Origin of the sequence: Rhizobium sp. N731, assembly GCF_001664145.1 — a bacterium.
In the GTDB taxonomy this organism is placed as follows: Bacteria; Pseudomonadota; Alphaproteobacteria; order Rhizobiales; family Rhizobiaceae; genus Rhizobium; species Rhizobium esperanzae.
The window spans coordinates 390,031-411,949 of record NZ_CP013605.1 but is presented as its reverse complement, the minus strand read 5'-3'; the positions used below and the strand labels follow the sequence as shown (position 1 = coordinate 411,949).

22 protein-coding genes are annotated in these 21,919 nt (G+C 61.5%); 16 read left to right on the top strand and 6 right to left on the bottom strand.

Annotation, left to right across the window (positions count from 1 at the left end):
- Window position 1: 1 nt before the first annotated feature.
- The gene (locus AMK02_RS27170; RefSeq protein ID WP_064807827.1) at window positions 2-721 is read right to left on the bottom strand and encodes a GntR family transcriptional regulator; all 720 of its coding nucleotides are present in this window, start codon (window positions 719-721) and stop codon (window positions 2-4) included.
- A gap of 200 nt (window positions 722-921) precedes the next feature.
- Here AMK02_RS27170 and AMK02_RS27165 point away from each other — a divergent pair, with 200 nt between their 5' ends.
- The 12 genes from AMK02_RS27165 (at window position 922) to AMK02_RS27110 (ending at window position 12,171) form a co-directional block, all read left to right on the top strand.
- Complete coding sequence (locus AMK02_RS27165; protein ID WP_064807825.1) at window positions 922-1,752, top strand: substrate-binding periplasmic protein; 831 nt, start codon at window positions 922-924, stop codon at window positions 1,750-1,752.
- Between the two features lie 64 nt (window positions 1,753-1,816).
- On the top strand, window positions 1,817-2,599 hold the full coding sequence (locus tag AMK02_RS27160; protein WP_064807822.1) for an amino acid ABC transporter ATP-binding protein: 783 nt from the start codon (window positions 1,817-1,819) through the stop codon (window positions 2,597-2,599).
- 9 nt (window positions 2,600-2,608) lie between these two features.
- On the top strand, window positions 2,609-3,271 hold the full coding sequence (locus tag AMK02_RS27155) for an amino acid ABC transporter permease (protein WP_064807820.1): 663 nt from the start codon (window positions 2,609-2,611) through the stop codon (window positions 3,269-3,271).
- Between the two features lie 12 nt (window positions 3,272-3,283).
- Window positions 3,284-3,949 carry an amino acid ABC transporter permease gene (locus tag AMK02_RS27150; RefSeq protein WP_064808000.1) on the top strand — a complete coding sequence of 222 codons (666 nt, stop codon included), beginning with the start codon at window positions 3,284-3,286 and terminating at the stop codon, window positions 3,947-3,949.
- 30 nt (window positions 3,950-3,979) lie between these two features.
- Window positions 3,980-4,858: a dihydrodipicolinate synthase family protein gene (locus AMK02_RS27145; RefSeq protein ID WP_064807818.1), complete on the top strand. Its 879-nt coding sequence runs from the start codon at window positions 3,980-3,982 to the stop codon at window positions 4,856-4,858.
- A gap of 88 nt (window positions 4,859-4,946) precedes the next feature.
- Window positions 4,947-5,981 (top strand): proline racemase family protein, encoded by a 1,035-nt coding sequence (locus AMK02_RS27140; protein ID WP_064807816.1) that lies wholly within the window; start codon window positions 4,947-4,949, stop codon window positions 5,979-5,981.
- A 22-nt stretch (window positions 5,982-6,003) separates the two neighbouring features.
- Complete coding sequence (locus AMK02_RS27135) at window positions 6,004-7,254, top strand: NAD(P)/FAD-dependent oxidoreductase (RefSeq protein WP_064807998.1); 1,251 nt, start codon at window positions 6,004-6,006, stop codon at window positions 7,252-7,254.
- A 34-nt stretch (window positions 7,255-7,288) separates the two neighbouring features.
- Complete coding sequence (locus tag AMK02_RS27130; RefSeq protein WP_064807814.1) at window positions 7,289-8,779, top strand: aldehyde dehydrogenase family protein; 1,491 nt, start codon at window positions 7,289-7,291, stop codon at window positions 8,777-8,779.
- Window positions 8,776-9,810: a proline racemase family protein gene (locus tag AMK02_RS27125; protein ID WP_064807812.1), complete on the top strand. Its 1,035-nt coding sequence runs from the start codon at window positions 8,776-8,778 to the stop codon at window positions 9,808-9,810. Before AMK02_RS27130 ends, AMK02_RS27125 begins: the two co-directional genes overlap by 4 nt.
- 9 nt (window positions 9,811-9,819) lie before the next feature.
- Window positions 9,820-10,584: an SDR family NAD(P)-dependent oxidoreductase gene (locus AMK02_RS27120; RefSeq protein WP_064807810.1), complete on the top strand. Its 765-nt coding sequence runs from the start codon at window positions 9,820-9,822 to the stop codon at window positions 10,582-10,584.
- Window positions 10,585-10,653: 69 nt separating this feature from the next.
- Window positions 10,654-11,409: an SDR family NAD(P)-dependent oxidoreductase gene (locus AMK02_RS27115; protein ID WP_064807809.1), complete on the top strand. Its 756-nt coding sequence runs from the start codon at window positions 10,654-10,656 to the stop codon at window positions 11,407-11,409.
- 84 nt (window positions 11,410-11,493) lie between these two features.
- Window positions 11,494-12,171, top strand: a complete 678-nt coding sequence (locus tag AMK02_RS27110; protein ID WP_064807807.1) for a GntR family transcriptional regulator — start codon at window positions 11,494-11,496, stop codon at window positions 12,169-12,171.
- Between the two features lie 28 nt (window positions 12,172-12,199).
- Here the strand turns inward: AMK02_RS27110 and AMK02_RS27105 are convergent, their stop codons facing one another.
- Complete coding sequence (locus AMK02_RS27105; RefSeq protein ID WP_064807805.1) at window positions 12,200-13,201, bottom strand: Ldh family oxidoreductase; 1,002 nt, start codon at window positions 13,199-13,201, stop codon at window positions 12,200-12,202.
- Between the two features lie 291 nt (window positions 13,202-13,492).
- On the opposite strand from AMK02_RS27105, the gene AMK02_RS27100 reads away from it, so the two are divergent.
- Together AMK02_RS27100 and AMK02_RS27095 are read left to right on the top strand one after the other, a co-directional pair.
- Window positions 13,493-14,545, top strand: a complete 1,053-nt coding sequence (locus AMK02_RS27100; protein ID WP_064807803.1) for a proline racemase family protein — start codon at window positions 13,493-13,495, stop codon at window positions 14,543-14,545.
- A 107-nt stretch (window positions 14,546-14,652) separates the two neighbouring features.
- Window positions 14,653-15,492, top strand: coding sequence for a hypothetical protein (locus tag AMK02_RS27095; RefSeq protein ID WP_064807996.1), 840 nt, complete (start codon window positions 14,653-14,655; stop codon window positions 15,490-15,492).
- A 78-nt stretch (window positions 15,493-15,570) separates the two neighbouring features.
- Here the strand turns inward: AMK02_RS27095 and AMK02_RS27090 are convergent, their stop codons facing one another.
- The 4 genes from AMK02_RS27090 to AMK02_RS32410 all read right to left on the bottom strand — a co-directional run bounded on the left by AMK02_RS27090 (window position 15,571) and on the right by AMK02_RS32410 (window position 18,604).
- Window positions 15,571-16,155 (bottom strand): TadE/TadG family type IV pilus assembly protein, encoded by a 585-nt coding sequence (locus tag AMK02_RS27090; RefSeq protein ID WP_064807801.1) that lies wholly within the window; start codon window positions 16,153-16,155, stop codon window positions 15,571-15,573.
- A 1-nt stretch (window position 16,156) separates the two neighbouring features.
- Window positions 16,157-16,687 (bottom strand): TadE/TadG family type IV pilus assembly protein, encoded by a 531-nt coding sequence (locus AMK02_RS27085; RefSeq protein WP_064807799.1) that lies wholly within the window; start codon window positions 16,685-16,687, stop codon window positions 16,157-16,159.
- Window positions 16,684-18,048, bottom strand: coding sequence for a TadE/TadG family type IV pilus assembly protein (locus AMK02_RS27080; protein ID WP_064807797.1), 1,365 nt, complete (start codon window positions 18,046-18,048; stop codon window positions 16,684-16,686). Before AMK02_RS27080 ends, AMK02_RS27085 begins: the two co-directional genes overlap by 4 nt.
- Before the next feature lie 289 nt (window positions 18,049-18,337).
- Window positions 18,338-18,604 (bottom strand): hypothetical protein, encoded by a 267-nt coding sequence (locus AMK02_RS32410; protein ID WP_237358379.1) that lies wholly within the window; start codon window positions 18,602-18,604, stop codon window positions 18,338-18,340.
- Window positions 18,605-18,773: 169 nt separating this feature from the next.
- Between AMK02_RS32410 and AMK02_RS27070 the strand changes: the two genes are divergently transcribed.
- Window positions 18,774-21,215, top strand: coding sequence for a putative bifunctional diguanylate cyclase/phosphodiesterase (locus tag AMK02_RS27070; RefSeq protein WP_082929722.1), 2,442 nt, complete (start codon window positions 18,774-18,776; stop codon window positions 21,213-21,215).
- A 352-nt stretch (window positions 21,216-21,567) separates the two neighbouring features.
- Window positions 21,568-21,768: a hypothetical protein gene (locus AMK02_RS27065; protein WP_064807795.1), complete on the top strand. Its 201-nt coding sequence runs from the start codon at window positions 21,568-21,570 to the stop codon at window positions 21,766-21,768.
- Window positions 21,769-21,919: the final 151 nt, after the last annotated feature.

Sequence of the window (21,919 nt, the reverse complement as noted above, 5' to 3'; positions counted from 1 at the left end):
GTTACTCCGCAGCCCGCAGCGGTCCCAGCGCGACATCCGTCGTGTAGTTCTCGCGCATGAAGTTGATGAAATTGTCCTGGAACTGGCGCGTATGGGCGTGGGCGAGCTCGTCGGCCAAATCAACGTTCTTGTCCCTTATGGCGTCGAGCATCAGCGTGTGCTCGTCGGTCAGCAGATAGCCCTCATGGGTCCGCTCCAGATATTCGAAATGCAGGTGCAGCATGCGCTGGCCCTGCGACAAAAGCTTCTCGTAAAACGAGGCGAGATACTGGTTTTTTCCGGCATGGGCGATCGTCATGTGGAATTCCTTGTTGGCTTCCGACATGGCGAGATGATTGCCTGTCTTGACCGCAGCCTCAAACGACTTCAGCCGCTTGGCGATGATCTTCAGATCGGCTTCCGTCCTCAGTGCCGCGGCAAGCCGCGTATTCATCCGCTGCGCGATGTCGAGCGCCTCGACATATTTCGGAAAGGTCGCCACTTCGATCGGCGCGACGATCGTGCTGCGGTTGGAAAGCGTCACCACCAGCTCGTCGGCGCCGAGCCGGATCAGCGCTTCGCGCACCGGCGAGCGCGACATGTCGAAACGTTCGGCCAGCGTCATCTCGTCGAGGAGCTGGCCGGGCGGCAGAGCGAGCGACAGGATCTCGTTGCGCAGCGTTTCATAGACGCTTTTCCAGCCGGTCCCGCGGATGCGTTTCACTTCCGATTCTTCAGACACTTAAGTCCCTTTCTCCAGACGCCGGGTCCATTGGGCCAGAAAAACAGCGTGTCGGCAATGTAATTTTTCCGCTTGACTTTGTCGACACGCTGTTGACATATTCTTACCAGTCGACACGCAGCCGACAAGAAAACAACAGAAACGGCCAGAGCCGACGAGTGGAACCGCGCGCTTCGCGCACAACAAAAGAGGAATGCCCAATGCTTTCTTTGATAACGTCCGCCCTGCGGGCGCTGCCCGCGCTCGCCCTGATGGCAGGTCTTTCCGCAACCGCCGCCCACGCCCAGACCGCCGAGGGATATTGGCAGGGCGTGCAGAAGGCAGGCGCTTTGCGTTGTGGCGCGGCTGTAGCGCCGCCCTATGTCATGCGCGATCCGGCGACGGGCGAGTACACCGGCTTCTTCGCCGATCTCTGCAAGGAGTTTGCCGACGTCCTCAAGGTGAAGCCCGAATTCGTCGATACGACCTGGGACAATATCGTCGCCGGTCTGCAGGCGGGCAAATGGGATCTGTCGCTCGCGCTTAACCGGACGCCGGCGCGCGCCATGGCCGTGCAGTTCTCGATCCCGGCGATGGAGTACCAGATCTCGCTCGCCTACAATAAAAACAATCCGAAGATCGCGGCCGGCGCCGCTTCGGTGGCCGATATAGACAAGGCGGGCGTAACTCTTGCGGTCATGTCAGGCACGGCCCAAGACAAGGCCATTTCCGCGGCGGTCAAGAACGCCACGATCATGCGCCTGCCCGGCAACGACGAGACCCGCCTGGCGGTCACCTCGAAGCGCGCCGACATCCTGGTCGACGCCTCCGACACCAACCAGCTCTTCACCCAGTCGAACCCGGATTGGGCGGTTGCGCTCAACCCGACGCCGGCCCTTGCCAAACAGGGTGTCGCTTTCGGCCTGCCGCATCAGCTTTCGGCCGCCGACGTCGAAGTGATCAATATCTTCCTCGAAGAGAGGGTCGCCACCGGCCATGTCGACGAGCTGATCCGCAAAGCCGTCGACGAAGTCCTCAAGGGCGCGAAGTAACCTCGCCGGGGCCGGTGCGACGATCGCCCCGGCCCTTTCAAGCTTCGATCATCGGAGATTGGCCATGACCACGTCCTTCAGCCTTCCCCTCGTGAAAATGCAGGCGCTCCACAAAAGCTATGGCGGCGGCGCAATCCAGGTGCTGAAAGGCATCGATATCGAAATGAAGCCCGGCGAACGCGTCGTCGTCATCGGTCCGAGCGGCGGCGGCAAAAGCACGCTGCTTCGGGTGATGATGGGCCTGGAGCAGATCGACAGCGGCTCGATCAGTTTCGATGGCAAGGCCTATATTTCTTCCGACGGCGCTGCCAGGAAGACCCAGATCGACACCCATGTCCGTCGCTCGATCGGCATGGTCTTTCAGCACTATACGCTGTTTCCGCATCTGAGCGTCATTCAGAACCTGATCCTCGCACCCTGCAAAGTGCGCGGAGAAGGCAAGGCGAAGGCGACCACCCGCGCCCAGGCTCTGCTCGAGCGCTTCGGGCTCGGCGCCAAGGCCAATGCCTATCCGGCCCAGCTTTCCGGCGGCCAGAAGCAGCGCGTCGCCATCGCCCGCGCACTGATGCTCGATCCGAAGCTGATGCTGTTCGACGAGGTCACCTCGGCGCTCGACCCGGAGCTCGTCAGCGAGGTCGAACAGGTCATCCTGCAACTCGCCGCCCAGGACATGCCGATGATGATCGTCACCCACGACATGTGGTTCGCCAAGAACATCGCGTCGCGCGTCATCTTCTGTGCGGGCGGCGTGGTCGTCGAGGACGGCCCGCCCGAGCAGGTGCTCGGCGCTCCGCGCGAGGAACGCACCAAGGAATTCATCGACCGCGTCTTCCACATCAAGCAGTAGGAGGCACAGATGAACTACACGTTCGATTTCAACGCCGTCTCCATCGCCCCGCTGCTGCAGGGGCTGTGGGTTTCGCTGCAGCTGACGGCGGCCGCGAACATCATCGGCATCGTTCTGGGCTTCGGATTGGCCCTGCTGATCATGAGCCCGATCAAGATCGTGCGGCTGCCGTTCATGCTGTTCGTCGAATTCTTCCGCTGCACGCCGGCCATCGTCCAGATCGTCTGGATATTCTATTGCGTGCCGATGCTGTTCGATGTCTTCCTCGATCCGATGACGATGGGCATTATGGCCCTCGGGCTCAATCTGATGGCGTTCAATGCCGAGGCCTATCGTGCCTCGATCCAGGCGGTGCCGCGCGAACAGCTCGACGCCGGCATCGCGCTCGGCCTCAATCCGCTGCAGCGGGTGCTCTACATCGTCTTCCCGACGGCGTTCCGCGCTTCCATTCCGGTGCTTCTGACCAACGGCATCGTCATCTTCCAGCAGAGCGCGCTGGTCGCGATCGTGGCGATCCAGGACCTGATGTACCAGGGCAAGACGCTGGCGACCGAAACCTATCGTCCGATCGAGACCTTCACGGTCGTGGCTCTCATTTATTTCGCCGTGTCCTTCCCGATAACCCAGATCGTCGGCCTGCTCGAACGCCGCCGCCAGATCCTCGTCAGCTAGGAGGCCAGCATGATGACGCTCGACTTCTCGATCCTGCTGCGCTTCGAAAACGCGCTCCTGCTCGGCCTGTGGATGACGATCAAGCTGACGATCATCTGCGTCGTGCTCGGATGCTCCCTCGGCTTCCTCGTCGGCCTTGCCCGCACGTCCCGCAACATCGTCCTTCGCGCCGTCGCGGGCGTCTACGTCGAATTCTTCCGCGGCACGCCGGTGCTCATCCAGCTCTTCTGGATCTTCTTCTGCCTGCCGCTGATCCTCGGTGTCGAGCTTTCGAATCTCGCATCGGGTGTCATCACGCTGACGCTCTATATGGGCGCAATAACGAGCGAAACTTTCCGGGCGAGCCTCAAATCGATCGGCCGGGAGCAGTTGGATGCCTGTGTCGCCCTCGGCCTGCCGCAGAGGGTCCAGGTCGTCAACGTCGTGCTGCCGCAGGCGGTGCTGCGGGCCATCCCGACGCTGCTGTCGAACTGCGTCAGCCTGTTCAAGGAGAGCGCGCTCGTCTCCGCCGTCGGCATGGCGGATCTGATGTTCGTCGGCCAGAACATCTCGAACAATACCGCCCGTCCCGTCGAAGTGCTGACGGTCGTCGCCCTGATCTATTTCATCATCGCCTTCCCGCTCACGCGGGCGGTCTCCCTCATCGAGGGACGCATCCTCAAGAAGCTTGCAATCTGAAAACCGTCGTTCCCAGGACAGGAGAATCCCATGAAACTTTCCGGCGTCATGCCCGCCCTCATCACACCCTTCGATGCGAACAACAAGATCGACTTCAAGGCGTTCGAGAAGCTTCTGACGCATCTGCGCGAGGCAGGCGTCACCGGCTGGGTGCCGAACGGCTCGACCGGCGAATATTTCAGCCAATCCAGGGAAGAGCGCCGCGACGTGCTGCAATTCGTCAAGGAGTTTGCCAGGCCCGGCGAAATCCTGATCGCCGGCACCAATGCGCCCGCGACCCGCGAGGTGATCGAGCAGACGGCGCTCGCCAGAGATATCGGCTATGACACCGTCCTGCTGGCACCGCCCTTTTATACCCGTCCAACCCAGGCGGAACTGATCAGGCACTATGAATCCGTGCTTGGGGCCGTCGATGTAAACCTCGTCCTCTATTCTTACCCGGCTAAGGATGGTTCAGACATCAGCTTCGAGCTGATGGATCATTTTGCCGACAATCCGCGGGTGATCGGCATCAAGGAAAGCTCGGGTGTATTGCAGCGCGCCATCGACATCGCCAGCCGCTATGAGGGCAAGATCCAGCTCGTCAGCGGCTCGGACGATATCGCGCTCGACTTCATGTTCTGGGGCGCGGAAAGCTGGATCTGCGGCCCTTCCAACTGCATGGCCAAGGCCTGCTGCGATCTCGACCGAACCTACAAGGCGGGAGAGCTGGGCAAGGCCCGCGAGATGATGAAGACCCTCTATCGGGCGATGAACATCCTCGAAAGCGGCAAGTTCGTGCAGAAGATCAAGTATGGCTGCGAGCTTCAGGGCTTGCCCGTGGGCACGTGCCGCGCGCCGCTCGGCGAGCTGACCGCGGAGGAAAAGGCCGAGTTCAGAGCGGCGATGGAGCCGATCCTCAACTGGTAGGATTTTTCACATCGATACCGGGATCGGCCGCGGCAGGCCGGTCCCCACCATACTCGTGGTTCCCAGGAAAGACCGGGAGGCTGAAGCGATGCGATTCAAGAAGGTTCTGTCCGTCGTCGATTGTCATGCGGAGGGCGAGAGCGGCAAGGTGATCGTCGGCGGTGTCGGCCAGGTCAAGGGCGAGACCATGTTCGACAAGCGGACCTATCTCGAAACCCACATGGACGATATCCGCAAGATGGTTCTCTTCGAACCGCGCGGCGCCGTTTGGCACAACGCCAACATCGTTCTGCCCTCCAATCATCCGGAAGCCGATTTCGGCTATGTGATCCTGGAGACGACGGAATATCCTGTTATGTCGGGCTCGAACACCATGTGCGTGGCAACCGTCCTGCTGGAAACCGGCATTCTGCCGATGCTGGAACCGGTGACGAATCTGACGCTGGAATCGCCCGCCGGTCTGATCCGGGTCCGGTGCGAATGTTCAGATGGCAAGGTGACGAGTGTGCGGCTCGTGAACCAGCCGGCCTTCTGCTATCATCTCGACAGCCATATCGACGTCGAAGGTTTGGGAAGCGTCCGGGTCGATATCGTCTATGGCGGCATGACCTATACGATGGTCGATGCCGCGGCTCTCGGCTTTTCGATCGATCCCTCCGAAGCCCGCGACCTTTGCGAGATCGGGCAGAAGCTCAAATTCGCCGCCGCCGAGCAGCTTGCAGTGGAGCATCCCGACAACCCCGCGATCCCCGGCATTACCAACACGCAATTCATGGGGCCGCTGCGTCGCGAAAACGGCCAGCTGATCTCCAAGAATTGCGTCGTCGTCTCTCCCGGCCGCTGCGATCGTTCGCCCTGCGGCACCGGCTCTTCGGCCCGTCTTGCCCTGCTGCATGCCAAGGGCCTGATCGCGCCTGGCGAAACTCTCATCCATGAATCCATCACCGGAAGCCGTTTCACCTGCGCCATCGATGGGCTGGCGAAGGTCGGAAAATATGATGCCGTCATACCGGCAATCTCAGGACAGGCATGGATCACGGGCTTCTATCAAATGGGCATGGATCCGACCGACCCCTATCAGGAGGGGTTCACCGTCGCCGACACCTGGATGACCACTGTTTGATGTTGAACGATCTGGAATGAATATGAGTGCAAACAAAGCCCCCCTGGTGGTCGTGGGAGCCGGCATCATCGGCGTCGCCATTGCCTATGAGCTGCAACGGCGCGGGCAAAGTGTCGTGCTGGTGGACAGGGCGGCCCCCGGCATGGGCGCCTCCTACGGCAATATGGCGAGCATCGCCGTCACCGAATTCATGCCGGCCTCGCGCCCCGGCATCTGGGCGCAGATGCCGAAATGGCTGCTCGACCCGGAAGGGCCGGTGCGCATCCGGCCCGGCTACCTGCCGAAACTCGTGCCGTGGTTCCTGAGATTCCTGGCTGCCAGCCGCCCCTCAAAATTGAGGGAATTGGAGGCGGCCGGCGCCGTGCTCTGCCGGCGCGTCTACCAAGACCTGGATGCGCTGCTGAAGGAGACCGGGCTGACGCATATGCTGACGGCCGAGGGGTGCCTGAGCCTTTATACCGACGAAGCCGAGTTCAGGGCCGATCGCGAGCATATCGAAATCCTGGAGCGCTTCGGCTTCCGGCACGAAATTCTTGGCGGCAATGCCATCCGTGATCTTGAGCCGGCCCTGACCACGAAGATCGGCAAGGCCGTGATCTTTCCCGACAACCGATCAATCACCGATCCGCACAAGCTCGTCCTCGCTCTTGCCGAAAAGTTCCAGGCGCTCGGCGGCAGGATGGTTCAAGGCGATGTCGCCGGTTTCGAGCAAAGCGAGGCCGGCGTCTCGGCCCTCCGCCTGGCGGATGGGCGCAGCGTCGCGGCCGATAAGGTCGTGCTTGCGGCCGGCGCCTTTACCGCGAGGCTTTCCGCCCTGCTGCGGGAGCCTATCCCGCTCGAAACCGAACGCGGCTACCACACGCAGATCATGGAACCCGGCATTTCGATGCGCCACTCGATCATCTGGCCGGCGCGCGCCTTCATGGTGACGCCGACGGCGGGCGGTATCCGTGTCGGCGGCACTGTCGAAATGGCCGGCCTCGACGCGCCGCCGGATTATCGGCGCGCAAAGATCCTGGTGAAGCGGGCTCGGGAAGCGTTGCCGGAGCTGAAGGCCGAAGGCGCGACGGAATGGATGGGGCACCGCCCGGCACTGCCCGACACCGTACCGGTCATGGGTCCATCCGCTAAGCGCCGCAACGTCTGGTACGCGACGGGTCATGGGCATCTCGGTCTGACTTATGCCGCCACGACCGGCCGCTTGATGGCCGACCTCGTTACGGGCGTCCAGCCGCCCGTGGACATGAAACCTTATCGCGTCGACCGCTTCTAAGCACGACGCTGACGCAAGGCAAAAGGGAGTGAACATGCGAAGCGAACTCTACATTGATGGACAGTGGGTGAAGCCGGTCAAGGGCGGCACCTGCACGGTGACGAACCCGGCAACGGAAGAGGTGATCCAGACGATCGGCGCCGCAACGGCCGAAGATGTCGACCTTGCCGTCAAGGCAGCGCGCCGCGCCTTCGACAAGGACGGCTGGCCGAAGTTGACGGGCGCTCAGCGCGCCCGATATCTCCGGGCCATCGCCGGTGGCATCCGCGCCCGCCAGGCCGAGATCGCCCGCCTTGAAGTCCTCGACAACGGCAAGCCGTTCCCCGAGGCCGATTGGGACGTCGCCGACGCGGCCGGCTGCTTCGATTTCTATGCGGGGCTTGCCGAACAGCTCGACAACAATCCCGAGGAGACGATCGCGCTTCCCGATCAGCGCTTTACCTCCAAGGCGGTGCGTGAGCCGCTCGGTGTCGCCGGCGCGATTATCCCCTGGAACTATCCGCTGCTGATGGCGGCATGGAAGGTCGCCCCGGCACTGGCCGCCGGCTGCACGGTGGTGCTGAAGCCCGCCGAGCTGACATCGCTGACGGCGCTTGAACTGGGGGCGGTTGCCGACGAAGCCGGGCTGCCGCCCGGCGTACTCAATATCTTGACCGGCGCCGGCTCGGTCGCCGGCCAGGCGATCATCGATCATAAACAAGTCGACAAGCTCGCCTTTACCGGCTCGGGGCCGGTCGGCTCGAAGATCATGGCGGCGGCCGCCCGCGACATCAAGCGGGTCAGCCTCGAGCTCGGCGGCAAGTCGCCCCTCGTCGTCTTCGAAGACGCCGATATCGACAAGGCCGTCGAATGGATCATGTTCGGCATCTTCTGGAACCAGGGCCAGGTCTGCTCGGCGACATCGCGCGTCCTCGTGCAGGAAACCACCTATGACCGGTTGCTCGAACGGCTGATCGAGGAAACGAAGAAGATCAAGATCGGCAACGGCCTGGACGAGGGCGTTCTGCTGGGGCCGCTGGTTTCCAAGCGCCAGCACGAGCAGGTCGTCGCGGCGATCGAAGCGGCCCGGCAGGCCGGTGCAACGGTCGCCTGCGGCGGAGCGCGCCCGGAAGGATTCGACAAGGGCTATTATCTCCAGCCGACCGTTCTGACCGAAGTTCCGCTCGACAGCGCCGCCTGGGTGGAGGAGATATTCGGGCCAGTCGTCTGCATCCGGCCGTTCAAGACCGAGGAGGAGGCGATCGACCTCGCCAATGATTCCCGCTTCGGCCTTGCGGCCGCCGTCATGTCAAAGGACGACATCAGGGCCGAGCGCGTTGCCGCCGCCTTCCGCGCCGGCATCGTCTGGATCAATTGCTCGCAGCCGACTTTCACCGAGGCGCCCTGGGGCGGCTACAAGGAATCCGGCATCGGCCGTGAGCTCGGCCGCTGGGGCCTCGACAACTATCTCGAGACCAAGCAGATCACCCGCTTCGTCAGCGAGGATCCCTGGGGCTGGTACATCAAGCCGGAGGCGGCCGAATGAACTGGAACCGCAGCCTCGACCTGCTGCAGGTCCACTGCCAGGGCGAGATCGGCAAGGTCATCGTCGCAGGCGCGCCCGAAATACCGGGCGCGACCATGCTCGACAAGATGAACCACATCAACACTGTCGACGACAGCCTGCGCCGCTTCGTCACCTTCGAGCCGCGCGCCAATGTCGCCATGTCGGTGAACCTGCTGGTCGAGCCGACCCGCGCCGATGCCGATGCCGGCTTCATCGTGCTGCAGGCCGACCGCGCTCACCCGATGTCGGGCAGCAACTGCATCTGCGTCGTCACCGCGCTTCTCGAAAGCGGGCGGGTGCCGATGTCGGAGCCTGAGACGGTGGTGCGGTTGGACACGCCCGCCGGCCTGATCGTCGCGCGCGCCACCTGCCGTGACAACAGATGCCTGTCGGTCAGCCTCAACAATGTGCCGAGTTTTGCCGAAGCGCTGGACAGGGAGGTAGAAACGCCGAAATGGGGCCGCATCAAGGTCGATGTCGCCTTCGGCGGCGTCTATTACGCGCTGGTCGATGTCGACCAGCTCGGCCTCGATATCGCCCCGGCAAATGCCCGGCTGCTGGCGGAAGCCGGCATCGAGCTCAAGTCGCTTCTGGCTGGCCAAGTCTCGGTCGCCCATCCGGTCCTGAGTGGCGTCAACGAAATCGCCTATGTGATGTTTCGCGGGCGCGAGGCTGACGGTGCGGTCAGAACCTGCACGACGCTGCAGCCGGGCCGCGTCGACCGCTCGCCCTGCGGCACCGGCAGCTCGGCCAATCTGGCGACCCTTTATGCTCGCGGTGAGGTCGCCGTCGGAGACTCGAGGATGTCGCGGTCGATCATTGGCGGCGAATTCCTGGCGGAGGCGATCGGCGAAACCGAGGTGGGCGGCCGCCTTGCCGTGTTGCCGAGAATAACCGGCCCCGCCTATGTCTATGGCCGCGAGCAGCTGCGCATGTCCGACGACGATCCCTTCGTCGCCGGCTTTGCGCTCTCTGATACATGGGGGCCGCAGGTCGGCCTGCTCGGATAGGAGCCTGCAATGTCTCACCTTCAACCTCTGGCTGGCCAGACTGTCCTCGTCACCGGGGCATCCGGCGGAATCGGCGCAGCCATCATCGAGCGCCTTTCAGCCGAAGGCGCGCGGCCGGTCATCCACTACGGTCGCGACAGGCAACGAGCGGAAGCCCTGCTCGGCCAGCTCGACGGAAACGGATTGATCATTCAGGCCGACCTCTCCCGTCCGGACGGCGCCTTCGCGCTTTGGCGCGACGCGCTTTCGGCGGCGGGACGAATCCATGCCGTCGTCAACAATGCCGGGGTCCGCAACGAGATTTCGATCGATGCCGATCCGGCCGACTGGCGGGCGGCTTGGCAGAAGGAGTTTCAGGTGAACTTCTTTGCTGCGGCGGATCTTTGCAAAGAGGCGCTCGTGCATTTCAAGCAGCATGGCGGCGGGCGGATCGTCAATATGGCCAGCCGCGCCGGTCAGCGCGGTTACGCCGCCGACGCCATGCCTTATGGGGCGACGAAGGCGGCGCTCACCAATCTGACAAAGTCGATCGCGCGGAGCTTCGGTCGCGACGGAGTGGTCGCCGTCTCCGTCGCGCCGGGATGGGTGCGGACCGATATGGCTGAGGATTTTGTGGCAAGGCACGGCAAGGAGGCGGCGGTTGGCGACATTCCGATCGGTGAAATGGCCGAGCCGACCGAGATCGCCGAACTGGTGGCCTTCCTGCTTCGTCCGTCGCAGGCATCGGTCAACGGCGCGACATTCGACGTCAATGGCGGCAGCTACATCAGGTAGAGGAACTCCAGCGGTGCGGCAGCGCTAGTGCGTCCGCAATCGCCTGAGGACAAAGGGAAGGGGTTCGTTATGAAGAGATTTTTGGGCAAGGTCGCCGTCGTGACGGGCGGCGGAGGCGGCATCGGGTCGGCCATCTGCAGGAGGCTGGCCGATGAGGGCGCCTTGGTGGTGGTGACGGACGCGAACGCCGAAGCGGCCGGTGACGTCGCCGCCGGCATAGAGGCCGTTGGCGGATCGGCGATTGCCATCGGAGTCGATATTTCGCGGAAATCGGAATGCGTCGACCTCATCGAGAAAGCCTTTGCGATCAAGGGGCGGCTCGACGTGCTGGTCAACAATGCCGGCATCAACCGGCGCGGAAATCTGCTGGCGCTGTCGGACGAGGATTGGAACACGAGCTTCGCCGTCAACCTCGATTCGATGTTCCATCTCTGCCGGGCCGCACTGCCGCATATGATCGCCGCCGGCGGCGGCGCGATCGTCAATACTGCCTCGCAATGGGGGCTCTACCCGGCGCCGAACCACATCGCCTACAACACGACGAAAGCAGCGGTCGCCGCCTTCACCCAGAATCTTGCCCGCGACTACGCGCCCGACAAGGTCCGGGTCAATGCGGTCTGCCCCGGCGAAATCCATACGCCGATGCTCGAAGCGGGCGTCACCCGCTCCGGCCGGACGATCGCCGATCTCGACAAGCTCGTTCCCTACGGCCGTATCGGCAGGCCGGAGGAGGTGGCAGCGCTCGTTGCCTTCCTGGCATCGGATGAAGCGGCCTTCATGTGCGGCTCACTGGTGGAAATCACCGGAGCGCAAGCCGTGGCTTGAAGCGCCGATCGGCCTTGAGCAATGAGATCGTCTACGATATCCCAAGCATCTTCGCGCCCCGCAGAACAAGAAGGAGCTTGGGCCATGCCTTTCAACACCGCTCAGGTGACCAATCTCGGGAAGGCCCCCACCGCCTCGGATATCATCCTGAAGTTCATCCGCGATTCCATCGCGGACGGCTCGCTGGATGAAGGCGAGCCGATCCGTCAGGACGATGTCGCCCGCCTGTTCAATGTCAGCAAGATCCCCGTGCGGGAAGCGCTCAAGCGGCTGGAGGCCGAAGGCCTGGTGGAATTCCACCGGAACAAGGGCGCAATCGTTACCAGTGTCTCGGGGCCTGAGATCGCCCAGATCTTCGAGGTGCGAGCGATCCTGGAATCCAATGCCATCAGGCTCTCGATTCCTCGTATGACGGAGGAAACGTTTGAAAAGGCGCTCGCCTATTGCGACGCCTTCGCCAAGGAAACGGATGTGGCGCGCTGGTCGGAATTGAACTGGCGGTTTCACAGCTGTCTTTACGAGGATGCGCAACGACCTTTTCTGGTCAACACGATCCGTTCCGTCAACGACCGGCTGGAACGCTATCTCCGGGTACAATTGACGCTGTCGCACGGCCAGCAGACAGCGGACCGCGAACATCGGCAGATCATCGAAGCGTGCCGGGCGCGTGACGAAGAAAAGGCGACCGGTCTCGTCTATGCTCACATCATGAGCGCCTGCCAATCCCTTCTCGAACATCTTCCGGCAAAAAGGCCTCGCTGAGCGGCACTCTGAAATCGATACCGGTCCGTCAGGCGTCTGCGATCTGCTTGATGGTCTCGAACACCGCGCGCGGCATTTTCAGGCTCTGGGACCGCGATTTTCGATATTCGATCCCGTCAACGCCAGGTATGAACACGCCGTGTTGCTGGAGCCGGGCTGCCTGGCGATGCGCGCGCTCGACGAGGCCATCGTCGGGGCGTCCGGGCATCATTGCGATGACGGTCAATCCCACCGCCGGGCTGGCGTTTCCCGATCTGAAAGATGGCGTGTCCAGCGACCAGGGGCCTCCGGACAGTCCGGCCGACAGCATTTCCACCATCAGCGCCACATTGGCGCCCTTGCGCCCGCCGAAGGGAAGGAGAGCTCCGGCCAGTGCTCTTGCGGCATCCCGAGTGTCCATGCCCGTCTCGTCGACCGCCCATCCCTCCGGAATGCTGCGCCCCTCGGCTGCGGCTGCGACGATGTTGACATAGGCCGTTGCGCTCGAGGCCTGGTCGATGATGAGCGGCAGCGAGCCTTCTCCGAGCGGGAAGCCGAAGGCCATCGGGTTCGTGCTGTAGACGGCGGGACCGCCCGCTATGGCGACCACCATGGCATTTGCATTGGTCGCGGCGATGCCGGCAAGGCCTTCGCCGGCAAGCCGACGAACATAATAGCCCAGCTCTCCCGCGGTGTAGCTGTTCGTTTGCGTGAAGATGGCGACCCCGAAAGTTCGCGCCGCTTCGGCCAGATCGTTTAACGCCAGATCGAAGCCGAGCTGCGCGATACCGCGATCGGCATCGGCGACGAAGAAGGCGGGAAACGGTCGCTCGCAGGTTGGCGTTGGATGGCAGTTGATGCGGCCCTCGCGAAAGCTGTCGAGATAATCCAGCATGTGCGGAAATCCGAGGGTCGCAGGGCCAAAGAGCGCGGCGGACAAGGTGGCGTCCACCAGGGAGCGGGCGGTGGATTGCGCTGCGCCGGCTGCCCGACAGGCCCGTATCGCCAAGGTCTCGGCTTCAGACTGATCGAGTAAAACCTCATCCGACATCTCGGATCTCCATTCGTTGTTTTGTCCTCGGATGCCTTGCGGGCATCCGCCAGCTTTGACGCAGCGTTCAGGCCATGCGGCGTTCTAGCAAAAGCAGGCAAACGCCGACAGGCCAAAATGTACAATGGTGTCTATGGCCATCACTTTGGCGATTGACAGGTCTGCATCTTTGGATATCGTATACGATATTACAAAGCAATAGCGATCGCGGGTCATTCGTCAGGCTCTCGTGGACGGGCACGACGGTCGCTTGAGGTAAACGCGCCGAAAAGCTGGCATTGGAGAAAAAAAATGGGTTTCAGAAGAACGATCCACGTAGTCGATACCCACGCGGGCACGCCGATGCGTGTGGTCACGGGCGGCATTCCGCATATTCCCGGCAATTCCGTCTATGAGAAGATGAAATGGCTGGAGAGCAACGACGACCAGCTGCGCAAGCTGATGCTGCGCGAGCCGCGCGGCTATCCCGCCCATTGCTGCAACATCATCGTGCCGCCCTGTCACCCGGAAGCCGATGCCGGCTACATCATTCTCGAGCAGGTCGAATATCCGATGATGTCCGGCGGCAATACCATTTCGGTCGTGACCGTGCTTTTGGAAATGGGCATGCTTCCGATGAAGGAGCCGATCACCGAGCTGGTGCTCGAGGCGCCCGCCGGCCTGATCCGCGTCAAAGCGGAATGCAGCAACGGCAACGTCAGGAACGTCACCTTCAAGAACGTCCCGGCCTTTGCCGCCCATCTCGATGCCGTCATCGACGTGCCGCATCTTGGAAAGGTTACGGTCGATGTCGGCTGGGGCGGCATGTTCTATGTCATCGCCGATGTCAGGCAGTTCAAGGGGCTCGAATTGATCCCGGCGCACGGGCGGGAGATCGCGCGTGTTTCCGCGATGATCCGCCAGGCGGCCATCGAACAATTGCCGGTTGCCCATCCGCATTATCCCGGCGTCGGCATCACGATCTCGCAGCTGTCGGGGCCAACGGATGATCCGAACGCCGACTGGAAGAACACGGTGACGATGGCGACGGGTGATCTTTCCTGGGACGATCCCGCGACCTGGACGGGAGCGCTCGATCGCTGCCCCTGCGGCACTGGCACATGCGCGAAGATGGCCGTTCTGCATGCGAAGGGCGAGTTGCCGCTCAATCAGGATTTCCGGCATCAGGGGATCCTCGGCAATATCTACACCGGCAGGCTGGTCGAAGAAGCAAGGATCGGTGATAGATCCGCCGTCGTCCCAACGCTGACCGGCACCAGCTGGATCTCCGGCCTGAACACCCTCGTTCTGGACAATGACGATCCCTTCACCGAAGGGTTCACCCCAGGGGACATCTGGGCCTGAGCTAAGGGGCGCGACGCATCGCCTGGGCGATGATCCCGCTTTCGTTTCGGACATCATGTGTTTACAAGCGCAAGCTGTAAAGATTCGACCGAACGGAGGCATTGATCTTGCATATCGTGCGTCGCGCGCTGTTGGGGTCTCTATGGGCCCTGATCGGCTGGAAACCTTCTTTCGCTATCGACACCAGCCCGGAAACAGTCACCCAGGAGGAGGCGTCGTCGGTGACACCCCGCCATGTCCTCTGTTTTCTCGGGAGGGATCGCGACCTCAGCCGCTTGTCCGAAGCGGCAGCCCAAGCGATCCGTGATTTCGCCACCGGGTTCAGCGTCGATGAGGACTATTCGCAGGCAGAGCCGGATGACCGCATGAGCCGGTCATTCGATGTCTGCTGGGATCGAGTCGAACCCGATGCATGGAACGAGGCGGACGAGAAAGCCGTCGCCGATCATCAATCCGTCCTCTATGTCCTCGGGCCGAGCATGGCGCGAGCAGACACCGTCGAGGTGTCGATGACGGCCCTGCGCCTCGTCGAGCGGTTGATCGAGGCGGGAGCGGTTGCCGTCAAGGGCGAAAGCGCCGGTATCGCACATGGATTGGATCGATGGAGAGTGCTGATCGGCCAAGGCGTCGAAGCGCAGAAAGCCGGCAATCCGCTCGCCCAGCAGCGCGTCGGCCGGCTGGCCTTCGCGAAGCGGCCGCTCTCGGCGCGGGGATATCTGGAAAGCGTCGGCTTCCATCTCGTGGGGCTGCCGGAGGTTTATGTGCCGGAGACGGCCGGCAGCGAAAGGCAGGCCGTTGCCATCATGGATGCAGTTGCCGACGAGATCGGCAAGCAGGGTCTCGATCCGACGCTCAAGGCGCGGGGCGCAAGCCTCTCCTTCGATTCCACCTATGAAGTGGACGAATTCAAGTTCAATCCCTACGGCATCGTCAGGCTCGCGGGGTGAGCCGGCTCGATCTCGCGGTTATCGGCCTGCGACCGGGCGAAGCGCTGAATCGCCGTTGCAGCGACGCGCTCATATGCATTAGTTGTAACTGATCGTGTCGCTCACGCGTGGGCGATTGAAGAAATGGTGGTCGAAGCTGTAGCCGTTCTGTCCGGTGAAGTTCGAGAAAAATGCCGACACCGGTGTCGTCAATGTGTATTGTACCCGCGTCAGCACCACCTGGACGCCCGTCTCCTGGATATTCGTCGGTATGTCGATCGCGCTTGCCGTGCCGGAAGCAAGCGACGAGGTGTTGAACGCGGCGGACCAGTTGACGGTCGCCTTGCCGCTGTTGTCGACATCATTGACCGTGACCGTAATCGTCAGCCCGGTGGTCTCATAGGGCTGCAGGATGAAGCTCGCACCGGAAAGAAGCTTGGCGACGTCGGTCTTCGTCCAGGTGCTCTGTTGCGCGATCATATCGCCTGTACTGGAGGCAATCTCGTCTATCTTGCGGCTGACGGTGAGGGCATGGCCGAGATCGACGGTGCCGAACAGCAGCACGATCAGGATCGGCAGCACCAATGCGAATTCCACGCCCGAAGCGGCCATGCGGTCGCATGCGAGGCGACCGATGCAGGATCGGGCGAGGCTGAGAAGGGGGAGGTTCCGTTTCATGATCATCTCAAAAGGGCTCATTGCGAAACAGAGCGGAGGACCCAAGGAGATAGCGGCCGTCCGAAAGCTTGGCGCTCGACAGGCTGAAGAAATTGACCGAGGCTTCCCAGGGCAGAAACGCCTGTACCAGAATGTAATCGCTGCCCTTGCCGATATCATAAGTCTCGGTGACGGCGAGATTGCCGCTGTCGTCGATCGGATCAGCGCTGGTGGCGGACGACAGATCGGAAAGCACGCTGACCTTGACGACGAGGCCGCTCGAGCAGCTGAAAGATAGAAGCATGTCGTCGCAAATTTTCCTCTTGAAAGTGGCCAGTGTGATCTTCGATGACGCCACCTCGCCGGTACGGATCATCCGAGAGATTTTATGAACGGAAGCGTCCAGCGAGGAGTTGACGAAGAACATCAGTGACACTTCGATGATGCCGAAGATCATGATGAAGAGCGGCAGGGCCAGGATCGCAAATTCGATCGCAGCCACCCCCTTGCGATCGCCGAGCAGGCGGCGAAGCAGTGCAAAGCGGTTTCTTGCGGTCATTGGGTCAGCCGGACGGAAGAGAGATATTGAGTGAAGAGCGTCGACAGGCCCGCCGTGATTTCCGTCGACGACGATGCCGATATGAACAGGCTCTTCGACGATGCGCAGTCGGCAAGCGCGTAGGGAATATAATCGCGTCTCGTAATGCTGGTCGACACGCCGCTGTCCATGGTGCCGCCCCAGGTGCTCTTCCAGTTGGCGCTCGCCATGGTCGAGCCGACGGTCGCGTTATAGCCCCAGTCCGTGGTGATCGGCAGATATTCGGTGTAGAGCACGGCCATCGTGTTGGATTGATTTTTCAGATAGTCGCACCAGGCGGGGTTGAGGGGCGCCACCTTGTTCCAATACGAGCCGGAGATCGCCTTCCCGCTCGACCATACTACTCCGTCGGTCACCCATTCGCGCTTCGACTGAACGCCGTCCGTCAGCAGGAGAACCAGCTTGAGCGGGGAGCCCGAGGAAGTCCCGTCCCCTCCGGCGCCGACTTTCTGTTTGAGAGTCGCAAGCGAAACGTCAAAATAGGTGGCGGCCTTCGAGGTCGCACTGGTGAGGCCGTAGCTGCTGTCAGCGAGGCGGGTGCGCGCCGTATCCGTGCTCAGCGTGGGGGCGAGAACCTCCGAAAGCGTATCTCCCAGGCTGTATAATCCGACTTTGATCCGTTCATGATTCTCGTCGGATTCGTCGATCATGTCGAGCACTTCACGGACGGCGTCGCCGGCGACATCGGCGCGCAGCTTTATCTTCTTTGCCGTGCTGTACGCGTAGTTGTTGGCGTATTTCGTCTTTCCGACAGTGTGCGCATCACCCGTGTGGCAGGCGAACTGGCATCCGATACCGGAATACATGGTCGACTGGCCGGACGTCGTTGCCGCCAGCAGCATCGACGGCGATGTGTCGATGACGATATAGACATTGAGATAGGACGTGGCAGGGCCCTTGACGGCGCTTGCCACGCTGACGGGAACGGTCTCGATATTGGCGATCTTCATGAATGTCGTCGGAACAGTGCCGTTCGCCGTCGCCGTGATGTTGTGGTTCACGGTATCGATGTCGATATCGCCAAGCGTGTAGCTATTGTCCACCTGTGCGTGGAACCAGTCGGAAACCTTCTCCTTAAGAGCGTCGGTATCCTCGGTGTTGTTGATCTGCTTGACCGCTGCGATCAGGGCCGCGTCAAGGTCGCTCTGCATCCTCTGCCGGACATTGTAGCTGCGGATATAGTCGAAGCTCGCACCGACGGCGACGAGCATCGGAACGAGGCTGAGGGCGACGACGATCGCGACGTTGCCGCCCCTATCCCTTCCGAGACTGCGGAGGGCGCTCGTAATTCGAGCGAGTGAGTATGAAAAAGCCGACTGCAAAACACACCATGACGCAAGACAAAAAATAGCAAAAGCAAGATGTATCTCGAAAACTTGAGGGTTTGTTAAATTCCCAATTTCCGGTAGAAGATGCACTGTCGGCACGCCGTTTGCTGCGCTTATTGGACATGGTTGCGAATTATGGATATTCGCTACGCTGTCGGCGCATGCGGAGGAGCCTCTCTCAGCGCTGCATCAGCAGGTCGTGCAGGCGTCTTTGAACCTCCTGCGAAGACATGTTCCTGTTATTGAAAAGGTCTCCCACCACGGCAATCCAGCCTTCCGCCATCTAGGTCGGCATGGCCTGCGACTGGGCGCTGACTTCACCCTTCTTGGCCTTGATCATCTCCAATCCGAGCTTGCCGCAATGATCGAGCCCGGACGAAGCGACGTCGGTGCGGACCGGCAGCGATCCCTTGATCCGGCTGAACGCAACCTGATTGTTGCGATCGACATCCGGGCGAAGGCTTCCTGCCCCCCCGGTCGCGCCATTGCGATTGGTGAGCGGGAAGGACTTCTTATAGACATGTCGTTGAAGATGAGAGACACCTCCCATCGCGCACCGCCGAGCGCGACCGGCACGCGTCCCGCAGTCTTGATCCTTTCGGCGGCTTCGACGATCTCGTCGCAGGACTGCGGCACCGAGCGGGCGGGATTTTGCCGACAAAACTATCCACTTTGCGCCGGGATGATCCGTATCGCGCGCCGAAAATTGCAGCGCTGCCTTGCTGGGGCCATTCCCCCTTCCGCTTTTTTACAAGAACCCACATGGCCACTATCTCGGCTGCAACAAGGCTTTCGAAGATTTTTGCGGCTACCGACGCGAAGAGATCATCGGGAAAACCGATTTCGATCTCAGTTCGAAACACCTGGCTGAACTCCATTTCGTCGATAATGAGGCGCTCCGCGAAAGAGGTGGAGCCCAGCGTTCCGAACGAAAGATGCTGGCCGCGAACGGTGCGGTGCGGAATGTCGTTTTCAACAAGGCGGTGTTGCCAGGGGAAAACGGCGCTCCGGCAGGCCTGATCGGCGCCGTTGTCGATATTACCGAGCACAAGCAGGCGGAGCAGGAACTCAAGAAAGCGCTTGAATTCGCGGAAGGTATCCTCATCGCCATCCCGGATGTTCTTTTCGAGATGGATGAGGACGGCCGCTATCTCCAGGTCTGGACAAGAAGCCCGGAACTGCTGGCTCAACAGAAGGAGATGCTGCTCGGCAAGACGGTCAACGAGATTTTTGCGCCCGATCAGGCAGCCATCGCGATGGAGGCTCTTCGCACCGCCGGCCAGGAGGGCGTTGCCTACGGCCGATGCATCTGCATCGCCCTGCCGAACGGCGAAACGCGGTGGTTCGAGCTTTCCGTGGCGAGACGACCGAGCGCCGATCCGATCGCTGCCACCACGCTCCTGGCATTCTCGCGAGATATCACCGAGCGAAAACAGGCTGAAGACGCCATCAATTCCGTGCGGACGCAGTTGCTCAGCGTGCTTCAAACCATGCCCGACATGATCTGGGTCAAGGACATGGATGGGTTCTATCTCCTGTGCAACCACACCTTCGAGCGGCTGACCGGATTGGCGGAAGCCGAGGTTGTCGGAAAGACGGATTTCGACCTCTTCGATATCGAAAGGGCTCGGTTTTTTCGGGAATCGGACAAGGCGGCGATCAGGGCCGGCGAGTGCATCCTCAGCGATGAGGAGTGGGTGGTTTCGCAGGAGAATGGCCAATCCATTCTTCTTGAAACACGCAAGGTGCCGGTCATGGATGCGGCGGGAGAGGTCGTCGGGGTTCTCGGCGTGGCGCGTGACGTGACCGAGCTGAATGCCTCGCGCCAAAAGATCCACCAGATGGCCTTCTACGATCCCTTGACCGCGCTGCCGAACCGGTCGCTGTTCAACGATCGGCTGCGGCAGATGATCACCTCGGCCGGATCGCGGGGCGAGCGCGCCGGCGTGATGCTGATCGACATCGACCATTTCAAGGTGGTCAACGACACGATGGGCCATCCTGTCGGCGACGAGTTGCTCTGCCAGGCGGCCGCACGCCTCAATGCGAGTGTGCGCGATTACGACACCGTCGCCCGTCTTGGCGGCGACGAGTTCGCAATCCTGCTGCCGGATCTCAGGCAAGGCGATAATCTCGGCCGCATCGCCAGCAGCATTCTCGAGAAGTTCAAGGACGGCTTCCTGCTGGATGGCAAGGAGGTCTTCATTTCCTGCAGCGTCGGCATTGCGCTCTATCCCGGTGACAGCGCCGACGCCAATGACCTGGTGAAATACGCGGATTCGGCGATGTATCTCGCCAAGCGCTCGGGGCGAAACAATTTTCGCTTCTATTCCAAGGACCTGACGGCGAACGCCGAGGAACGCATGCGGCTGGAATCGGAATTGCGCCGGGCGATCGAGCGCGAGGAGCTGGAACTGCATTACCAGCCGAAGGTGCTTCTGGACAGCGGCGCGATGGTCGGATCCGAAGCCCTGCTGAGATGGCGCCACGCCGAGATGGGCATGATCCCGCCCGACCGCTTCATTCCGGTCGCGGAAGATACGGGACTGATCGTCGAGCTTGGGCGATGGGTGCTGCGCGAGGCCTGCCAGACCGCGGTCGAATTGAATGCCGGCAGCCAGGCGCCGCACAAGGTGGCGGTCAACCTGTCGGTCAAACAATTCCAATCCGCCGGACTGGTAAACTCGATCGCCGAGATTCTCGGCGAGACCGGTTGCCGCGCCGAATGGATCGAAATCGAAATCACCGAAAGCCTTCTGCTCGATCAGAAGGACGAGACGCTGCAGACGCTCTCCGAACTTCGCAGCATGGGATTTTCGATCGCCATCGACGATTTCGGCACCGGCTATTCGGCGCTGAATTACCTCGCGCGCTTTCCGATCGACACGCTGAAGATCGACCGGTCCTTCATCAACAGCGCCGACAGGCGCAATGAGGAACTGGTGAAGGCGATCCTCTCGATCGCGCGCTGTCTCGGCCAGAATGTCGTGGCGGAAGGCGTCGAAACCGCCGAGCAGGCTGCCTTTCTCGCCGCAAACGGATGCGGCTCGGCGCAAGGGTTCCTTTACAGCAAGGCAGTGCCGAAAGCGGATATCATCGCCCTGCGGCTGCACTCTCCGGTGGGCGGCTCGAGTCCCAACGAGATGTCGCCTCGCGGGTGAGCGCCCGCCCATCAACTATTCATCGCGGCGGCGCCGGATCGACGTCATCCTCCTGATTCTGCAGGCACGCGCCCCGGTCAGCAAGCCGAGCCTGCAGTCGTCGGTTGCGCTATCCGATTGTCGCAGCTCTGTCCAGTTGGCGCAGCAAAGCCGCAAAGTGAGGTGCGAGACGCGCGAAAGTAGGGATTTGTTAAGGCCGATCCGGCGTTTACTGCCATACGAACAACACGCAACTCATTGAAATACATGGCGAACTGTTCCGGTTGACCGGCGATGAAGCAGGCGGCAGCCCTTGAGCCATCGGATACGGAGACATGAGCGTTTCCCGTCCTCCAGAATATGAAATAATGAAGTGCAAATTGCCGAAATCATCCCCTTTCCAAATTCAGTTTCCAAACTCTCGATAGGCTCCAACGAGTCGCAGGCCACAGGTGAGCCGTCCGGCGCTGCAGACATCGATCAAATGCTTCAGGCACGCGCCCGAATTCGGAAGGTGTTGGATGAACTCGATAGATTGAACGGCGAGCTAAGCCATCTGATCATCGAAGGCTGATAGCGGGCGGGGGAATTTCACCGGTCCCGCCGCTTGCCTCATGCACGGAAGAACCTCGCCGTCGGCGCGGGCAAGGTCGAGGCGGTCAGCGCCGCCGTCTGGAATGCTTGATGATTTCGAGAAGGCATACGGCCTGCCTGCCTCGCGTTGC